The organism is Flammeovirga sp. MY04, from assembly GCF_001682195.2.
In the GTDB taxonomy this organism is placed as follows: domain Bacteria; phylum Bacteroidota; class Bacteroidia; order Cytophagales; family Flammeovirgaceae; genus Flammeovirga; species Flammeovirga yaeyamensis.
The window spans coordinates 1053067-1070012 of the sequence record NZ_CP003560.2; the positions used below are offsets into that span (position 1 = coordinate 1053067).

Consider the following 16946-nt stretch of genomic DNA (forward strand, 5'->3'; position numbering starts at 1 on the left):
CTCGACAATTTCATTAACTACAACAATCTTTCTACTTATAACAACGAATAAGTGTTAATTAGGTTGCGAAAAATTGTAATAAATTTGAATTTATTTGTTAATAACTGCCTTATTGATGCTTTTAACTAGGGCTGGACCTTCGTAAATAAAACCAGTATACACTTGTACTAACTTTGCTCCTGCTTCTAATTTTTCGATAGCGTCTTCAGCAGAATGAATACCACCCACGCCAATTATATCTAATGTTTTACCCGATTTCTCGTATAAATACTTAATTACTTCTGTTGATCTATCGGTAACAGGCTTACCTGAAAGGCCTCCCATACCAATTTCTTCCACTCTTGTTTTTGGTGTAGTTAAGCCCTCTCTACTAATTGTAGTATTCGTAGCTATCACTCCATCAATTTTTGTTTCCTGAACTACCTCCAAGATGTCGTCCAATTGCTCATTTGTCAAGTCCGGAGCAATCTTTAAAAGGATAGGTTTAGGATTGGATTTTTGAGAGTTCAAGTTCTTTAAAGTTCCCAAAAGTTCTTTCAGAGGTTCTTTGTCTTGAAGGGCTCTCAAATTAGGAGTATTAGGTGATGAGATATTGACAGTGAAGTAATCCACATGATCAAATAATGCATTGAAACCTTTCGTATAATCGTCCACTGCATTCTCATTTGGCGTCACTTTGTTCTTGCCAATGTTACCACCCACAATCACCTTCGACTTTCTTGTCTTCAAACGCTCAACGGCAGCTTCCACACCTTCGTTGTTAAAGCCCATACGGTTAATCAAACCTGAATCTTTTGGTAATCTAAAAATTCTTGGCTTGTCATTACCCGGCTGAGAAACTGGCGTTAAAGTACCAATCTCAATAAAACCAAAACCGAAGTTGGCAAACTCATCAATCATTTTCGCATCCTTATCGAAACCTGCCGCCAATCCTACAGGAGATGGGAATTTGATACCAAATACCTCTCTTTCCAAACGAGGATCATTCACTTTATAAATCCCACGAGCAATAGATTTTGCAAAAGGAAGTGAAAACATGGTTTTTAAATAACGAACAGCAAAATGATGAATCTTTTCAGGATCTACCTGAAATAAAAATGGTCTGACTACGGATTTGTAAAAGCTCATATTGGAGTTGCCTGTTAGAAATGATTTTGACCTATGGTCTAAATAAACTGCACAAAAGTAGCTGAAATTATTTTTGTTAAAAAGGTTTTGGAAATGAAAAGTTAAAAATGAAAAGTTAATAACGTGAAATGTTAAGCTAACGCTCGTTTTGTTGTGGTTTAACTGGCGCAAATGTTAAGCGCAGCGACTTTTTTGTAATGAAAAATGAAAAGTTAAAAATGAAAAACGTGAGATGTTAGGTTAACGCTCGTTTGTTTGGGTATGGATTAACTGGCGCAAATGTTAAGCGCAGCGACATTTTTGAAATGAAAAATGAAAAGTTAAAAATGAAAAACGTGAAATGTTAAGCTAACGCTCGTTTGTTTCAGTGTGGTTTACCTGGCGCAAATGTTAAGCGCAGCGACATTTGTGCCTGAGAAACTTTAGAGGTCTCCCGACCTCGGGAAAGGTATTATAAGCAGTACGGGCTAAAATTACGTCCCTCATAACGCGAGCACGAGTTGGGAGAGATATTTACCGGAGGGGTTTCACCGCCTCCTTTTATAGGGTTAATTTAGTTTGGTGTTTTTATGAAGAGTAGTTCGATATTATTTGCTAGTCTTTTGAAGCTTTTTTAGATGCTTATTGATTAATCGATAGTATTCATATGTAGATGTATTGATCGGAGGGGTTTCACCGCCTCCTTTTAAAAGGTTAATTTTTTTTGGTGTTTTTATGAGGAATAGTTCGATATTATTTGCTGTTTTTTTTGAAGCTTTTTTAGATGCTTATTGATTAATCGATAGTATTCATATGTATATGTATTGATCGAAGGGGTTCCACCACCTTCTATTGAAGTACTAGTAAGTTTCAGGTTATCTCATATGTTTAGGGTATCGCACTAAAACATCCTTATTCTCCAATCTACCATTACATTTCACGTTTTTCATTTTTAATTTTTCATTTTTAATTTAAAATTGCTCTTCACTTCGCTTCAGCTACCAATAAACATTAATTAAACATTGATAGAAAATTTCCCTTTCATACCCCAATTCATTTTACGACATTTGTATGAATTTTAGATTTTAAAAATAAAAGCGTAATACTTTGAATTTACCGGAGATAAATTTAGACGATTATCAATACGAATTGCCGAACGAGAGGATTGCTGTACATCCGGCTAATCCACGTGATTCATCAAAATTAATGGTGTATAAAGAGGGGAATATTGAGCATAAAGTTTTCAGGGAGATCACCAAGGAATTGAATAGCGACTACACTTTATTTTTCAATAACACCAAAGTATTGCCGGCACGTTTGTATTTTAAAAAGCCGACGGGAGCACAGATTGAGGTGTTTTTGTTGAATCCAATTGCACCTACTCGTGATATTTCTGCGGCTATGTTGGAGAAATCGGGGACAATTTGGGAGTGTGCTATTGGTAATTTCAAACGTTGGAAAGAAGATAAATTAGAGGCGGCTGTTCAAACGGAGAAAGGGATTGTGAAGTTGACGGTTTCTCATGAGGATAGAGAGAAACGTTATGTGAAGTTTGAATGGGAAGAGGAGAGCTTAAACTTCGTGGATATTATTTCTGCGGCAGGGAATACACCTTTGCCTCCTTATATAAAAAGAACGGCTACTGAAGATGATAAGGAGACTTATCAGACAGTATATTCGAAGAACGAGGGAGCGGTAGCAGCTCCAACTGCGGGACTTCATTTTACCAACGAAGTCCTTGATGTCCTAAAGAATCAAGGAGTGGATGAACAGGAGGTGACACTTCACGTAAGTGCAGGGACGTTTAAACCGATCACTGCTGATAAGGTAACGGATCATGACATGCACAACGAACAGATCATTATCACGAAAGAGAATGTGAAAGCGTTGATTGAAGCGAATAAAGTGGCTTGTGTGGGAACAACTTCGATGCGAACATTAGAATCGTCGTATTGGTATGGTGTTCGTCTGCTTTTGGATAATAACTCAACATTTGATATTCAAAAGTTGGAAGCTTACGAAAGAATGGAAAGTGGTGTGACATTGCCATCAAGACAAGAGAGTTTTGGAGCCATTTTAAAACATATGGAGGAGCATAATTTGGATACTATTCATGGAGAAACTTCTATATTTATTATGCCGGGTTATCAATTCCAAGTCATCGACACATTGGTAACGAATTTCCACTTGCCTTCTACAACCTTGGTGTTGTTGATTGCGGCATTTATTGGAGAAGATTGGAGAAAAGTATATCAAGCAGCTTTGGATAACGATTACCGTTTCCTAAGCTATGGTGATTCTTCAATTTTGTTTAGAAAGTAATAAAAAGAAGTAATGAATACGTCTAAATTTCCAAGTAGAATCGTTTGCCTAACAGATGAGGTCACAGAGTGGCTGTACATGTTGGGAGAATCACATCGAATTGTGGGTATTTCTGCTTTTGCCGAGCGACCTGCTGAGGCGAAGTTGGAGAAACCAATGGTTTGTGGTTTCACGGGAGCGAACTATAAAAAGATTTTAGACCAAAAGCCTGATATGGTCATTGGCTTTTCGGATCTTCAGGCAGAGATTGGGGCGAGGTTGATTAAGGAAGGAATTCCAACACTAATTACCAACCAACGATCTGTAGAAGAAATCATCAATACCTTAGAGATGATTGCCAGAATGATTGGAGCAGAGCACAAAGCAGCTGTTTTTATCGAGAAGATGAGAAGTATGGTACGTAGTGCTCAGTTAAAAACAAAGCACTTGACTAACCGACCAAAGGTATATTTTGAGGAGTGGAACTCTCCTTTGATCACAGGAATTAAATGGGTGTCTGAAATGATTGAACTTGCTGGAGGAGAAGATGTATTCTCTGAATTGAGCGTTCATCAATCTGCCCAAGAAAGAGTGCTTTTCGATTTTAATCAAGTAATTGATAAAGCACCGGAAATAGGCCTGTTCTGTTGGTGTGGGAGGAAATTTGATGAAGCAGAGTTGTTAAACCGAAATAACGTCAATCAAGTGCCTTTCATTCAAACAAAAGATTATCTAGAGGTAGATCCATTGTTTATGCTTCAGCCAGGACCTGCGGCAATTTTAGAAGGCTTGCCATTCCTGGAAAGAATCATAGAAGATTACAATAACAAGAAATAAGACGTATATTGATGTACGCCTGAAAATGAAAAATAAATAAAGATGAGTATCATTTATCCACAACAAGACGCTTCTCATTTAAATGAGAAAGACCCTGAACAAATCCGAATTCATTCCATTGAAACTTTTGGTACCCACGACGGTCCAGGTATTCGTTTTATTGTATTTGTTCAAGGATGTCAGTTTAGATGTTTGTACTGCCATAATCCCGATACATTCGACGTAAAAGGAGGCAAGTTTGTAACATTGGATGAAATCGAAAAAAGAGTATTACGTCAGCGTCCTTACTTTGGAGATGATGGTGGTATTACGATTTCTGGTGGAGAACCATTATTACATAGAACTAAAATCTTGACATTGTTTAAAAGACTAAAGGAAAAAGGAATCCACACTTGCCTAGATTCTAATGGACGATTAGTCAACAAACAAGTCGAAGAACTTCTAGAATACACAGACCTTTTGATGTTGGACGTAAAGCATATCAACGACGATTGGCATCACAAATTGACCTCAGTGTCTAATGGACCTACCTTAAAGTTGGCCGAAATGAGAGAGAAACAAGGTAAGCCAATGTGGATTAGATATGTATTGGTACCGGGTTGGTCTGATCAAGAAGAATACCTTCATGAATTAGGGCAGCATTTCAAGGATTACAACACCATAGAGAAAATCGAAATCCAACCTTACCACAAACTAGGCGTCCACAAATGGGAAGCCATGGGAATGGAATACGGATTGGAAGGCGTTGAACCTCCAACGAAAGAACAAATTGAAAAAACCGTAGAGATCTTCTCTCAATATTTTAAAGAAGTTCATGTGAACTAAATAAGAAAGACCAATGATATAGCGATATGTTGTTGGTCTTTTTTTATCTCAATTTCTCTTAGTTCGCAATAATCTTTTTTAAATTTGTATATGACATTAATAGAAACAATTCAAGAATATAAAGCTATTGGTATTGAGAAAGTGGTTGATTTTGAAAAATTCAATAACTATACAATTACTGCTCACAGTACTCAAGTAGAAGGATCAACATTAACCTTAGATGATGCTACTCTTTTATTGGATGAGGGTTTAACTCCTAAAGGGAAGCCATTTATCCACTCTCAAATGGTTACTGATCATCACAAAGCATTACTTTATATTAAAGAACAAGTTTCAAAAAATAGATTAATCACTCCTGAGTTTATTAAAGAGATAAATGCCTATGTTATGAAATCCACTGGTAGTCTATATAATACTATATTAGGGGAAGTGGATAGTAGTAAAGGTGAATATAGAAAAGGAAGCGTTTATGCAGGTCAGAGGTACTTTGTTAATTATCAGAAAGTAGAGGGATTAGTCAATAAATTGTGTAAAACAATATCAGATCAATTAAAAAAGGAATCTATAACTATTGATGATAAAATTAATTTATCCTTTTATGCTCATTTCGAATTAGTAAGTATACATCCTTTTTATGACGGCAACGGCAGAACATCAAGATTATTGATGAATTATATCCAAGCTCTTTTTGAATTGCCTATGTCTGTAGTCTTTAAAGAAGATAAGCTCGAGTATATTCAAAGTCTGGAAAAATCTAGAGAAGAAAGTGATTTGAATTATTTTTATGATTTCATGAGAGAGCAGTACCAAAAGCTATTAAGTAATGAGATAAAAAAATACAAAGCTCAAAATGATGGAGAGGGGTATAAAAGTTTAGATTTTTAATTTTCTATTATAATAAGATACAAGCAAACTTAACCTTATTAAGATGAATAAATTATTATTTTTAATTATAGGTTTTACAATCTTAGGAAACTATGTCTTCTCACAAAATAAAATTTTAAGGTCAAAGAATATAAACATAGAATTCTCTGATATTGATACTAAAGACAACTTTGAAATCTCCCTAATAGGGGAAAGTGTATTAAAAAGTGAATTTCAATTTGTTATTTCAAACGGAGATGACCTCTTATATGAGTTATCTATTCCTTCAACAGAATTAATAATACATAATACTGGAGTAAATGATGAAGCATCAATTTTAAAACGATTTGATGACTTTTTGAATACTAAGCATTTTATCAAGAATCCAATATCAGAAGATGGTAAGTATGATGAAGACTATAATTATAATATTACTGAAGAGGAATGGCATGAATTAAAGAACTGTAAAAACATAGGTTGTATGGCTTTTTCATATCAAGTTTCTGATGAATCTATCATTCAAATAGTATACTTAAAATCTAGGGGGTATATTGTTGAGTATTTTGTTTGTTGTTAGAGGTTTAATACTTTTAGTGATAAAGGACACTCTTATCTTCATACCACTCATAATATAAATCTTTGACTTATCTTCAACTATTGTTTGATATTAAGCTTGATTAAATAGTTGTATTGATTTATGAGATTTAGATAATCAGGTTGTTGATCTTATTTTCGCATTATTGAATAAGTAAAATAAATATGATAAATTTTTTACAGGTAAAGCTATTATTGATTTTAATTACTTTAAACACTCAAGAGGTAAGTATCGATATAAATGATATTTATCTAAATTCAATCAATATTTTATCTCTTAATAAAGAAACATTATTTAAAATTAATGGGAATCCAGATGATATAGAAATATTTTTTGACCCAATTGTTGATGATGATACAACTTTTGTTTACAATTATAAAAATGAATATTATAAGTATAGATCAGGAGATTTAACTGAGTTTTCTCTTGACTGTGGTAATGTACAACTACAAAATGGTGTTGATTTTTGTGATATTCTTTTGTTAAAAGAAAAATATCCAAAGTTTTTTATGAAAAAGTCGAAATTTAGAGGCCTTAACTGTGATGGTTATAGAATTCCTCTTTCTAACAATACAAAAATTATTGATTGTTATATCATTTTATGTGTCCAAAATGATAGAGTATTTAAAATCAAGTTCTGGACTGATCTATAAAGTAACATGAGTTAACTATACATAGTTAAAGTCTTTAACTTATTACAAATAAATAATACTCTTCTGCATACAATTTTTTAATAATCACACATTCCCACATACATACAAACAAAACAGATATAGCCATATCTGAAATATATCAAAAATGAATAGTTTTAATCTTAATTAGTATGGTGAAATATTGTATTATATTTATCGTTGCATGTCTAATGAATATAAATGTATTTAGTCAGAATACTTTTTACAAGAAAGAATTTGATAAGGAAGAACTAGCTAATTTTTTTCTACGTGAGGGAGCAAGTCTCAAGGATGATTCAAATGAGTTTTATAAATTGAAACATAAAACAGATTCTGCAGATTTAGGTAATTATATTTATCCAATCTTAATTGAATTTAATGTTGATACTTTAAAGCTAATAGAAGATTTATTGAAATTTCAAGGAGATACTAGTATTTGTGTTCTTCCAATTAGTTGTTATGATCCAAAATCATCACATATTTATATGGGTCAATTAAAAGATTATTCTATTCAAGTAGAAGCACTTTTTATAATTAACCAATTGTATTTTAATAAATCATTTAGCTTGTATTCTCCATATCCATTTGTAACAAATATTGAAACAAACAAGGAAGCTTCTATAAGTGGAGAAATTATTGATATGGCATATGAAGCTTATCGGCAATGGTATCATAAGATAAAAAAGATTGGCTTGAGGGAAGCTAGGAAGCAAAATATAAAACCTTTAGATGGTTATCCTTTAAAATGGTATTACGGTTTAAATATTAAATTATAGGATTATTTATATATAAAGTCTTAGAAAAATAATCGATGACAAAACATCACATGAAACTAAAACTCATTAGCATTATATTTTTCACTGTAATAACAAATACCTTCTCACAAACAGACCCCGAAACATCTTCATCCGAACTTGATGAAAATGTAATAGTAATTCAATCACCCCACACAATTAAAACTTCTGTTGATGATATCGAGGAAGGGCTTTATGAAGTAATTAAGATCGATGAATTAACTGATTTCTATTTAATATTCATTAGAAATGATGAAAGTAGAAAAACGATCTATTCAGAAAAAATATTGAAATTTAAAGGGGTCAAAATAGAAGTAGGGAAATCCTATATATTTAAACTATTCTGTAAAGATGCTTTTGATGATGGAACATGTGTTCCAACTGTTATGAATGTTACATATTTCAATAAATACACAGGAGCAGATTTGGGAGAGTTGAAAAAAGCACAAGGGTTAGTAGGGTTAATGTTAGATTAATAGTGACATAAAACTAACTAATTTTATAATCAACAAATATAAGCATATGATACTATCAACGAAAAATATAATAACAAATAGATTTGGCTTATTTTGTTTTCAGTAGTATTAATGTATTCAATTTTTAATAAGTATTCACTTGATGCCTTTTAATGTTAAACCCGTGATAAAAAAGATGGTTTGAGGTATAAAAAATGTATAATTAGGTACCGAAAACACATATTCAGGCATAGAAAATATCATTTGACGTACCGAAAACGCGTATTCAGGCATAGAAAACATTACTTGATTGACCATATGTGCATATTCATGTATTAGAACAGTATGTTGATGTACCGAAAATGCATACTTAGGTATCGAAATTATATTAATAGGTGAAATCATCATATCTAAAATAATTAAATTGAAATGAAATATTTAATTTTAATAATACCTTATCTCTTTATATCACTGTATCAGTGAAAACTATAATAAAGAGGGTAAAAATATAGCATTTAATGATGAAGGGAAAATAATGTTTTATAACAATGATTCGATTGTGAAAGTCCCTTTTAAAGTGAATTATTCTTATACTAGTGAGCTTTTCGAGGGTGGGACCTCTAAAATATATTTAAACTTTACACATAAAAATCAATTGAGTCAAAACAAGTTTTATCTTTTATGTAAATATTTTCCTTCAAAGGGAAAAATGCGGTTTTTAAAAGAAGATATATTTGATGGAAATTGTATTTATGATTTATCTAGCTCATGGAAAGAAGGTCTTGGATACGGTTTTACTTTTAATAATGAAACTAACATAAAAAAAATACCTTTTGTTATTGAAGGTAAAGCGATGTCAAATGATATTGCTATTTCTGCAACATTAGTTATTAAGATTATAAATGAAGAACGATATGAATTTGAGATAGAAGATTATGTGATTTATAAAACATAAGAATCAAAACATTATTTTTTATGAACAAATATTTAAAAGTTAAGCAAAGTGTCAACTTTAAACCCCTATCTACAAGTCACATTCTTGGATGAAAGTCGAACGCCTATTTCAACAGAAACCAAGAAGTCGTTCATCACTCAAAGTATGCAACGACAAGAGTTACAGTTAGACCTCACCACTCCTGCTAATGCACATTATGTAAAAGTGGGTATTCATAATGAAACCACAGAGTTTAATGTCTATTTTGATGATATCCGAGTGTCGTTTAATGACTATATTGTACAGGAGAATCATTACTACCCATTTGGAATGAATATGGCAGGTATCGAAAAAGAAGGAACGCCTGATCATAAATTCCAATACAATGGTAAGGAAAAGCAAGAGGAGATTGGGTTTTATGATTATGGGGCGAGACATTATGATGCTAGTTTGGGGAGATGGTTTGCTGTGGATCCGTTGGCTGATTCTTTACCAAACTTAACACCTTTTAGGTATAGTTTCAATAACCCTATTAAGTTTTTAGATCCTGATGGAAGATTTGAAATAGATAGTGAAACTGCAGAAAAATATCCTGAGCTAGTTGTTTTTTTAAAACAAATGGTTGATAATTTTAATAATCAATCTCAAGATTACAAAAATGCATTTTATGAACTATCAGGCTTGTCAGAAGACGAAACAATTGAAATGTTAACTTATGGATCTGGGCCAAAATTAAATATTAAAAATTTGGATACTAATGATTCGAAAATAAATGGAGTTACAATGTTAAGTGATAATAATCAGGTTGATTATATATCTATTGATGATGATTTAATGAATGAATTACATACTATAGATGAATTTGATGATCCAGATATGATTCATATTTTGGTAGAATCAACAATTATGCATGAAGGAGTGCATTATGGTAGACAAGTGAAAAATAAACCTAGGGAGTTAACAGGAAATGGTGAAAAAGAAGCAGGTAAAGCTTTTGAGAAAAGAGTATATGGTAAAGATATAAATAGATCTGATGTATTTAATTCAAGAATTGACAATATTTATAAAGTTTTTAAAGGTAAAATATGATAAGTATTAATAATATTTTCATGCTCTATTATTTAACATGTGTTAATTTTATGGTAAATGATATTGTAATAGAAAATGATAAAATTGATTTTGTTTTAACAATAGAAAATAAATCAGATCAAGAATTGATATTTTATAAACCGACAAAAGGTAGTATGAAATATGGTATTTTTAATATTAGATTATCCGATTCAATTTCTGAGGAAATTTTAATAAACTTTAATCGTGATAATATTATTTATGACATTGATGAATTATTATTGGATGATACTAATTCAATTCTTTTGAAGCCAAATGAAAAGTATATCAAGAAATTTTCTTTTGAATGTAAACTTGAAAAGAAAGATTATACTTTAATTATTGAGTTATTATATAATGAAGTGAATTTTAATTTAATTAATTTAGACCCTTTTGGTAAAGCCTACAATAAAAATATACTTATAAAAGAAAGAATTAGTTATTAGGTTGCCTAAGTAATATATGAGGAAGTGTACTAATAACTATATTTTATATTAATAAATTCTTCGTCCTAACTAAAATAGCATTTTTGTATAAAATACTCTACATATTACTCTTCTTATTCCACGGAACAATATTCTCCCAAACCTACCCCTCCCTCTCCAACCTAAAAAAACAAAAACAACTCCTCCTACAGCAACAGTTAGAGGATAGTTTATTGCAGACAGGAGAGATCCCTCAAATCATAGCATTTGTAGGAGGAAGAGTAGGTTTGGTACAAAATCCTTCCCTTTTAGAGCAACAAGACCTTTCCACTCAAGAAAGTTGGGAAGTCTCGCCTTACCTTACTACAGGCTTAAGTTTTACTTATAAAAGATGGGAGTTAGATGCTTTGTTTGGGTTAAATGTATCCATCAATTCCGAATCTCGACAATTGGATATTTCAGATCGTTGGTTGGCAGAAAGTAAAGTCAATTACCGATTAGAAAAAAAAGAAAAGGGAAGCTTTCCTTAGGTCATGGTTGGCAAGGCTATACCAATTATATCAGTACTGGTGGAGGGTATACATGGAGAAATAAGAAAGATAAAATGATTACGTTGTATACAGATGTGAATTATCATTATCAGCATCAACAATGGGGAGTAGTAGCAGGCATGCAAGTCGGTTTTGGTAAGAAAGGGTTACATAAAATTGTCAGTGATCATCTTGGAGGAGTGCAACCTGCTAATGAAATTCAGAATCCATCTTTACAACTTTTGGAACAATTCTCATCCATGCAAAACGTATCATTGGGTGAGGGATTAAATATGATAACAAAAGCATTGAACTTGGGAAATACCATCACGATTGCTCAAAATGATCCTTTAAAAGTAATGTATTCCCCCGCTCTTCAGTTGCCATTAAGTGAAGCATGGTCTGTGGGTATAGGTCCAAATATCGCCATGACTTACGATTCTTTGCAAACGCATTGGTCGTTTGGAGGTAGAGCATTTGCAAGAGTACAACCCAAGAAATGGATGCCGTATTTTCAGATTGAGTACTCTGGGTTATACGAGTCGGATTCCCTTTTGATTACCTCAGAAGGTGTAGATCAACTCACGGCCTCTAGATGGAAAAGTGATGTTTTGATCGGAGCAGGCTATTCTTTAAAAATAGGCAGAATGTTTTCTATTGAGGCCTCCGCCATGAGAAAAACAGGATGGATAGATCAAGCATCAGATCAACCTTGGCAATTTCAATTGTCGACGAAGAAAGATATACCCTTTGCCAATCCAGAATTGGATCAGTTGGAAATACCCAATGCTCAAATCGATATAGGTCAGTTTCTAAAAGTAGGAGGAGGCTTAAATCTTTCGGTAGGTAAATATCCAGGTTTGGAATTGGCCCCTCAATTCTACAAAACTTTAGGCGCCAAGAAAAAAGTAAATGTGGGGTTGTCGCCATTAATACAATACTTTAGTGTAGAAGACAACGACCTTTGGGTCTATGGAGGTCGACTATTCTCACAATACACTCCACTAAAGGGTATCCACATTTAGATGCAGAAATAGAAAGCATGAACGCATCCGACCCCGAACAGCCCGAATACAAAAGACATTGGTATCCCTCCCTCCGAACAGGTACAGGATATACCTTTCAATTTGGCGATTTCTTTGGGGTAAGCTTTCAGCTGTTGTACACCTTTGTGTATCAAGAAGAAAACAATCCTATTCAAGACGACCCTTGGGTGTTTAGGGTGGGGTTTAATCTATAATACCTCCCCCAAATAACTCCCCAAAATCACCTTAATAGAACTCAAACCAATCTCATCCACATTCACCTTATCCAAAGGAATAAACTCAATAGCACTTACATCGTCATTGGCCTGCATTGGTTCGAAGGATTCTACTCTACAGATAAAAGCCAAGTCTAAAGTATAGTAGTCGTTGCCTCTAAAAGTATAGGTATTAGGGAAGGAACCGAAATAGTTCATTTCGGTGATTTCTAAATTTAGTTCTTCTTTGATTTCCCTTTTGAGGGCATCTTCTCCTTTTTCATGGATATCTACAAAGCCTCCTGGAAGGTCTAAAGTGCCTTGATGTGGATCAAATTTTCTTCGGGTAAGGAGTAACTCATTTTTATCGTTTAGAATAAGGGCAGCAACAGCAGCCGAGGCATTGATGTATAAGTCAAAGTGACAACTGTTACAGACGAATCGTTTTTTATCAAATATAAATTCCTTTTTACCACATTTTGGGCAATAGGAGATGCTTTCTTTCAGGTGCATTAAAAAATGAGTTTAAGTGTTCTTATCGTAGCGATAAAGAACGTTAGGAAGCAGAATAGACCAAAGAACAATAGATATCCGGTGTGGGATAGGATTGATAATACCACTTGTGTATTCTCTCTTTCTTTGATGATCTCTTCTTCTGCTGCTTTTAAGTTAGGTAATTTATCGTCTGTAAGGTGTTGTGATAAGTTATTGAGGATATCTCCTTTTACAGCACCATCTAGACCATAAATAATAATAGATTTATCGTATTGCCTTAATAAAGTAATGTATTGTGTTAACTCTTTCCATTGAAGAGGTCTAGGGTTTTCCTCTTTACTTAAGGGTTTTTTCTCATTCGCAGAACCTACCACAATATTTTTAAATCCACTTTGATAGGACTTCAATTGTGCCAAAGTAAGAATCGTAGAAGGAGTGTAGTGATTAAAGATTTCAATATACTCTTCATCATGAAGTATGTCGAAAGTACCCGTAATTTGCTTCCAAGTATCTACATTTACTTCTCTACCATCCACCATATAAGGAGAGACAATATTTACTGTTTTAAGATTATTTTTTTTTGCTAAAGATCTAAGTTTACCGTATTCAATGTCACCCTGACTTTGAATAGACCCACTAATCATCCGCTTTAAAAATACCTTAGAAATAGAGATGTAGCCATGATCAACAATTCTCTGATCCGTGGTGTAAGGAGCCAAACTGATACATAAAGAATTCCATTGGAAACCATTTTTCTGTGACCAACTAATAAACTCGTTAAATCGTTTGATGTAGGCTTCAGCATTATGTGCATTAGGGAAGTATCCTTCGCCTTTATTTAATAAAAGCCAAGCATGACACTCAATGCCTTTCTCTTTGAAGATTTGTAAGGCCTTAGTTCTTTCTTTGGAGAAATCGATTAATCCAATATAAAGCTCGGCTTCAACTTCTTTTAATTTTTCGATGGTCGATGAATCCTCTGCAATTTCTAATAGACGAAAACCTGAGACTTCAGTCATAAAACTTAAGTCTATTTTTTTTTCTGCTAAGGATATTTGAGCTATTAATAATAGGGTAATGCTCCAAGCGATAGTCAATTTATGCATATAAGGGGTTGGTAAGTTTTAACCTAACTTACTAATGTTTTTGTTAACTATCAAGGCTTTTTTCTAATTGTTACATCCAATATCTGTGCTTGGGAATTTCTACCTAGACGATATTTCTTCCAAAAGAAAGGGTACATTGCTGCGGCTAAACCATAAAAGGCTAACCCTTGGAAAACTTGTATATCTTTTGCTTTAGTAGTTTCTTCATCTCTATTGATTGCACTGGATATTAAGAAGCCAGAGCCAATAAATACACTACCACCGAAGATTACTCTAGGAAGGACACGGGCTCTTCTTATCTCAGAAAGTTCGCTTAATGGAACTTCTGTACCTGTTTTTGAAAGATAAAACGAAGAATCTGTTAATGCATATACCTCATCCGTATATACCGCTTTTTCACCCTTCATTTTGAATTTAATCTGATCGCCTTCATAGATTTTCATACGGTTTCTACCGTAATTGTCCACAGCGATAAATTTTTGTGCTTGTACTGAAGTTCCTAGAGTTGTTAGGAAAAGTATTGTTAGAACTAGGTTTCTCATATATTTTTTATTCAAACATTAGCCATCTTACACCGTACGAAAACCCGAAGCCAGGTCCCATATAACCGGGAGTAGCCCAGTATCCGCTACGTGCATCTGCTAAATTCATTAAGTCACTTAGACGAATGAAGGCCATACATCTCCTCATTTTAAAATTAACAAAGAAATCGAGATTGAAATTACCTTCGGTTTTATAATCATTTTGAACATGGAATTGCTGAGTCACAGGATTAAAAGCATAGCCATAATAACTTGCAATATATCGGGTGTCAAAACCTGTATACAAACTCATCATACCATTTTTAAACTCCTTGAAATAGGAAAGTTCATAAGTAAAGAAAACGTCAGGAGTTGGCATCACTTCCTGATTATTATTTACAGTATAAACAGCCTGAGCAATTTGTTGTATTGGCCCAAGTCTTAATTTAAATTTTGTTCCATAACGAGAGTAGGTGATATTATCAGATAGCTGAACAGGGCGGGCATATTTATCATAATAAATATAATTTCCTATATTATTCAGCTCGCCAAATACTTGGAAATTACCTTTCTCACCAAGCGGTAACTGAGGAGCAATATGAATTTGTTGTCTTGCAATTGGGTTCATATCATTTTGCCACGACATAAATACACTTGCAAATTGTTGAGCAAACATTGGTGCTAAGGTGTTCTGTAAAACGAAACCAGCATTTAGATATTTACTTTTTACTTCAGCATCAATATTAAAAATATTACCTTTCAATACATCATACTCCGCATGTCCTGTTAATGCACCTAACTTATTGGGTAACAATAATTCCACGTCTCCACCCAAAAATAACTGTTGATCCATGGGGATCGGAGTGTAGTCGTCAGAATTTTGTTGTTGATAGCGATAGAAACGGTGTTGTATATATCCTGACCAAAAGGTAGGTCCTAATCTACTCTTTACACCTGCTTTATTGTCTATATATTCTTGTTTATAACCTACCAATGGTTTACTTCCATAATCATAGTTGGTGTCTACAGGTGGTTGATATCCGGGCTGAAATCCTGCATTATTGTCTAATGAAGTAACATAGTTATAGGTATGATCATTAAACTGATCATAATACAAACGATTGGTAGATATGGTTGATTCTGAGTTCGCATAGCTGTAACGATACTGATTACGGTTGAACTCGTGGAATACCTGTAACCTTGCACTATCGACCAAAGCATACTGATGATACAATTGATAATTTGTATACCATTTAAAAGAACTGACACCATCAGGGAAGTAGTTGGTTAACTGACCTCGACCCAATGCAAATAAGTCGTCTGGTGTTTGATCTGCCGTGACTAACTGTTTCATGGCAAGACCTCCAGATTCGGGGCCTTCATGAAAATATTGATAGAAACTGGCCATCAATTTATACTTGTTGTCTTCGGATTCATAACGTGTATTTAATCCAAAAGCTGTGTGTACTTGTCCGTTATAGGAGTTACTTACCTTATCTCTGCCTATAATATAGGGCTCAGAGTGTCTTTGGAAATACAACCCTGCTGCCCAGTAAGGGTCGATATTTCTACCAATTTGTCCACCAATTTTACCACGGTTATCTTGTCCAACTACCCCGTTAAAATCGGTTACAGGTACATAGGCATTGTAATATTGCCAAGTATCTAAATCTAAAGCATAAGGATCGAATGCTGTAATACCCATCGATTGTCTTAGGTGGTTTACCGGTTGGTCCCAATACGATCTTAACGCACTTGCATTATTTCCAAGAGTTTGATGCACATAACCTTTTTGTCCATGTACATCGTATCGATGTAAATGGGTATAAGAAGAGTCCATTACATGTTCTTCAAAATGAATTTTATAGAAATCATCTTTGGTAAGGTACCAAGTGGTTTGAGGTCCCTTTAACCATGAACTATCTTGCTCAAGAGTTACCCCATCTTTGTTGGGTTCCTGACCTTCAACAGCATCTACTTCCTTATCTTGATCATCATTTTGTGCGTAGGAGAGATGAGATAGAAGTATAAAAGATAAAAGTATATAGACTATTCTTTTCAAGATCGATTGCTTCTTAGAAAAAATATAATTGTTATTATTTATCTGAGTTCGGTGATAGATATTTTTCATCGAACACA

At 33.6% G+C, this 16946-nt stretch carries 19 protein-coding genes; 14 read left to right on the forward strand and 5 right to left on the reverse strand.

Annotation, left to right across the window (positions count from 1 at the left end):
• Positions 1-90 precede the first annotated feature (90 nt).
• Entirely contained in the window at positions 91-1128 is a 1038-nt protein-coding gene (locus MY04_RS04215; protein ID WP_066206798.1) for a quinone-dependent dihydroorotate dehydrogenase, read from the reverse strand.
• Positions 1129-2214: 1086 nt separating this feature from the next.
• Here MY04_RS04215 and MY04_RS04220 point away from each other — a divergent pair.
• The 14 genes from MY04_RS04220 to MY04_RS04285 all read left to right on the forward strand — a co-directional run bounded on the left by MY04_RS04220 (position 2215) and on the right by MY04_RS04285 (position 12685).
• The gene (locus MY04_RS04220) at positions 2215-3429 is read left to right on the forward strand and encodes an S-adenosylmethionine:tRNA ribosyltransferase-isomerase (protein WP_066206801.1); all 1215 of its coding nucleotides are present in this window, start codon (positions 2215-2217) and stop codon (positions 3427-3429) included.
• A gap of 12 nt (positions 3430-3441) precedes the next feature.
• Positions 3442-4245 carry an ABC transporter substrate-binding protein gene (locus MY04_RS04225; RefSeq protein WP_066206805.1) on the forward strand — a complete coding sequence of 268 codons (804 nt, stop codon included), beginning with the start codon at positions 3442-3444 and terminating at the stop codon, positions 4243-4245.
• A gap of 42 nt (positions 4246-4287) precedes the next feature.
• Positions 4288-5070: a pyruvate formate-lyase-activating protein gene (gene pflA, locus MY04_RS04230; RefSeq protein ID WP_066206808.1), complete on the forward strand. Its 783-nt coding sequence runs from the start codon at positions 4288-4290 to the stop codon at positions 5068-5070.
• Positions 5071-5160: 90 nt separating this feature from the next.
• The gene (locus tag MY04_RS04235; RefSeq protein ID WP_066206811.1) at positions 5161-5955 is read left to right on the forward strand and encodes a Fic family protein; all 795 of its coding nucleotides are present in this window, start codon (positions 5161-5163) and stop codon (positions 5953-5955) included.
• Positions 5956-5998: 43 nt separating this feature from the next.
• A complete protein-coding gene (locus MY04_RS04240; RefSeq protein ID WP_066206814.1) occupies positions 5999-6511 on the forward strand; it encodes a hypothetical protein in 513 nt (170 codons plus the stop codon).
• A gap of 182 nt (positions 6512-6693) precedes the next feature.
• Positions 6694-7182 (forward strand): hypothetical protein, encoded by a 489-nt coding sequence (locus MY04_RS04245; RefSeq protein ID WP_066206817.1) that lies wholly within the window; start codon positions 6694-6696, stop codon positions 7180-7182.
• Positions 7183-7391: 209 nt separating this feature from the next.
• Positions 7392-7976 (forward strand): hypothetical protein, encoded by a 585-nt coding sequence (locus MY04_RS04250; RefSeq protein ID WP_158297554.1) that lies wholly within the window; start codon positions 7392-7394, stop codon positions 7974-7976.
• Positions 7977-8026: 50 nt separating this feature from the next.
• Positions 8027-8470: a hypothetical protein gene (locus tag MY04_RS04255; protein WP_158297555.1), complete on the forward strand. Its 444-nt coding sequence runs from the start codon at positions 8027-8029 to the stop codon at positions 8468-8470.
• A gap of 514 nt (positions 8471-8984) precedes the next feature.
• Complete coding sequence (locus tag MY04_RS04260) at positions 8985-9404, forward strand: hypothetical protein (RefSeq protein WP_066206827.1); 420 nt, start codon at positions 8985-8987, stop codon at positions 9402-9404.
• 48 nt (positions 9405-9452) lie between these two features.
• The gene (locus tag MY04_RS04265; protein ID WP_158297557.1) at positions 9453-10472 is read left to right on the forward strand and encodes an RHS repeat-associated core domain-containing protein; all 1020 of its coding nucleotides are present in this window, start codon (positions 9453-9455) and stop codon (positions 10470-10472) included.
• Positions 10473-10492: 20 nt separating this feature from the next.
• On the forward strand, positions 10493-10936 hold the full coding sequence (locus MY04_RS04270) for a hypothetical protein (RefSeq protein ID WP_158297558.1): 444 nt from the start codon (positions 10493-10495) through the stop codon (positions 10934-10936).
• A gap of 83 nt (positions 10937-11019) precedes the next feature.
• Entirely contained in the window at positions 11020-11445 is a 426-nt protein-coding gene (locus MY04_RS04275; RefSeq protein ID WP_158297559.1) for a hypothetical protein, read from the forward strand.
• A 74-nt stretch (positions 11446-11519) separates the two neighbouring features.
• The gene (locus MY04_RS04280) at positions 11520-12470 is read left to right on the forward strand and encodes a hypothetical protein (RefSeq protein WP_066206839.1); all 951 of its coding nucleotides are present in this window, start codon (positions 11520-11522) and stop codon (positions 12468-12470) included.
• Between the two features lie 17 nt (positions 12471-12487).
• Complete coding sequence (locus MY04_RS04285) at positions 12488-12685, forward strand: hypothetical protein (RefSeq protein WP_066206842.1); 198 nt, start codon at positions 12488-12490, stop codon at positions 12683-12685.
• Here MY04_RS04285 and MY04_RS04290 read toward each other — a convergent pair.
• From MY04_RS04290 to MY04_RS04305, 4 genes are read right to left on the reverse strand one after another with little or no spacing between them, the layout of a single operon-like run.
• Positions 12680-13198, reverse strand: coding sequence for an NUDIX hydrolase (locus MY04_RS04290; protein ID WP_066206845.1), 519 nt, complete (start codon positions 13196-13198; stop codon positions 12680-12682). The genes MY04_RS04285 and MY04_RS04290 overlap by 6 nt on opposite strands.
• Positions 13198-14286: a hypothetical protein gene (locus MY04_RS04295; RefSeq protein ID WP_066206847.1), complete on the reverse strand. Its 1089-nt coding sequence runs from the start codon at positions 14284-14286 to the stop codon at positions 13198-13200. The genes MY04_RS04290 and MY04_RS04295 overlap by 1 nt, the downstream gene beginning before the upstream one ends.
• Positions 14287-14336: 50 nt before the next feature.
• Entirely contained in the window at positions 14337-14828 is a 492-nt protein-coding gene (locus MY04_RS04300) for a hypothetical protein (RefSeq protein ID WP_066206850.1), read from the reverse strand.
• 7 nt (positions 14829-14835) lie between these two features.
• Positions 14836-16869 (reverse strand): putative porin, encoded by a 2034-nt coding sequence (locus tag MY04_RS04305; RefSeq protein WP_158297560.1) that lies wholly within the window; start codon positions 16867-16869, stop codon positions 14836-14838.
• Positions 16870-16946 lie beyond the last annotated feature (77 nt).

Coding starts and splice junctions, on each gene's coding strand:
- MY04_RS04215 (WP_066206798.1), bottom strand. CDS start 1,128: ATGAGCTTTTACAAATCCGTAGTCAGACCATTTTTATTTCAGGTAGAT.
- MY04_RS04225 (WP_066206805.1), top strand. CDS start 3,442: ATGAATACGTCTAAATTTCCAAGTAGAATCGTTTGCCTAACAGATGAG.
- pflA (WP_066206808.1), top strand. CDS start 4,288: ATGAGTATCATTTATCCACAACAAGACGCTTCTCATTTAAATGAGAAA.
- MY04_RS04235 (WP_066206811.1), top strand. CDS start 5,161: ATGACATTAATAGAAACAATTCAAGAATATAAAGCTATTGGTATTGAG.
- MY04_RS04240 (WP_066206814.1), top strand. CDS start 5,999: ATGAATAAATTATTATTTTTAATTATAGGTTTTACAATCTTAGGAAAC.
- MY04_RS04245 (WP_066206817.1), top strand. CDS start 6,694: ATGATAAATTTTTTACAGGTAAAGCTATTATTGATTTTAATTACTTTA.
- MY04_RS04250 (WP_158297554.1), top strand. CDS start 7,392: ATGAATATAAATGTATTTAGTCAGAATACTTTTTACAAGAAAGAATTT.
- MY04_RS04255 (WP_158297555.1), top strand. CDS start 8,027: ATGAAACTAAAACTCATTAGCATTATATTTTTCACTGTAATAACAAAT.
- MY04_RS04260 (WP_066206827.1), top strand. CDS start 8,985: ATGTTTTATAACAATGATTCGATTGTGAAAGTCCCTTTTAAAGTGAAT.
- MY04_RS04270 (WP_158297558.1), top strand. CDS start 10,493: ATGCTCTATTATTTAACATGTGTTAATTTTATGGTAAATGATATTGTA.
- MY04_RS04280 (WP_066206839.1), top strand. CDS start 11,520: ATGATTACGTTGTATACAGATGTGAATTATCATTATCAGCATCAACAA.
- MY04_RS04285 (WP_066206842.1), top strand. CDS start 12,488: ATGAACGCATCCGACCCCGAACAGCCCGAATACAAAAGACATTGGTAT.
- MY04_RS04290 (WP_066206845.1), bottom strand. CDS start 13,198: ATGCACCTGAAAGAAAGCATCTCCTATTGCCCAAAATGTGGTAAAAAG.
- MY04_RS04295 (WP_066206847.1), bottom strand. CDS start 14,286: ATGCATAAATTGACTATCGCTTGGAGCATTACCCTATTATTAATAGCT.
- MY04_RS04300 (WP_066206850.1), bottom strand. CDS start 14,828: ATGAGAAACCTAGTTCTAACAATACTTTTCCTAACAACTCTAGGAACT.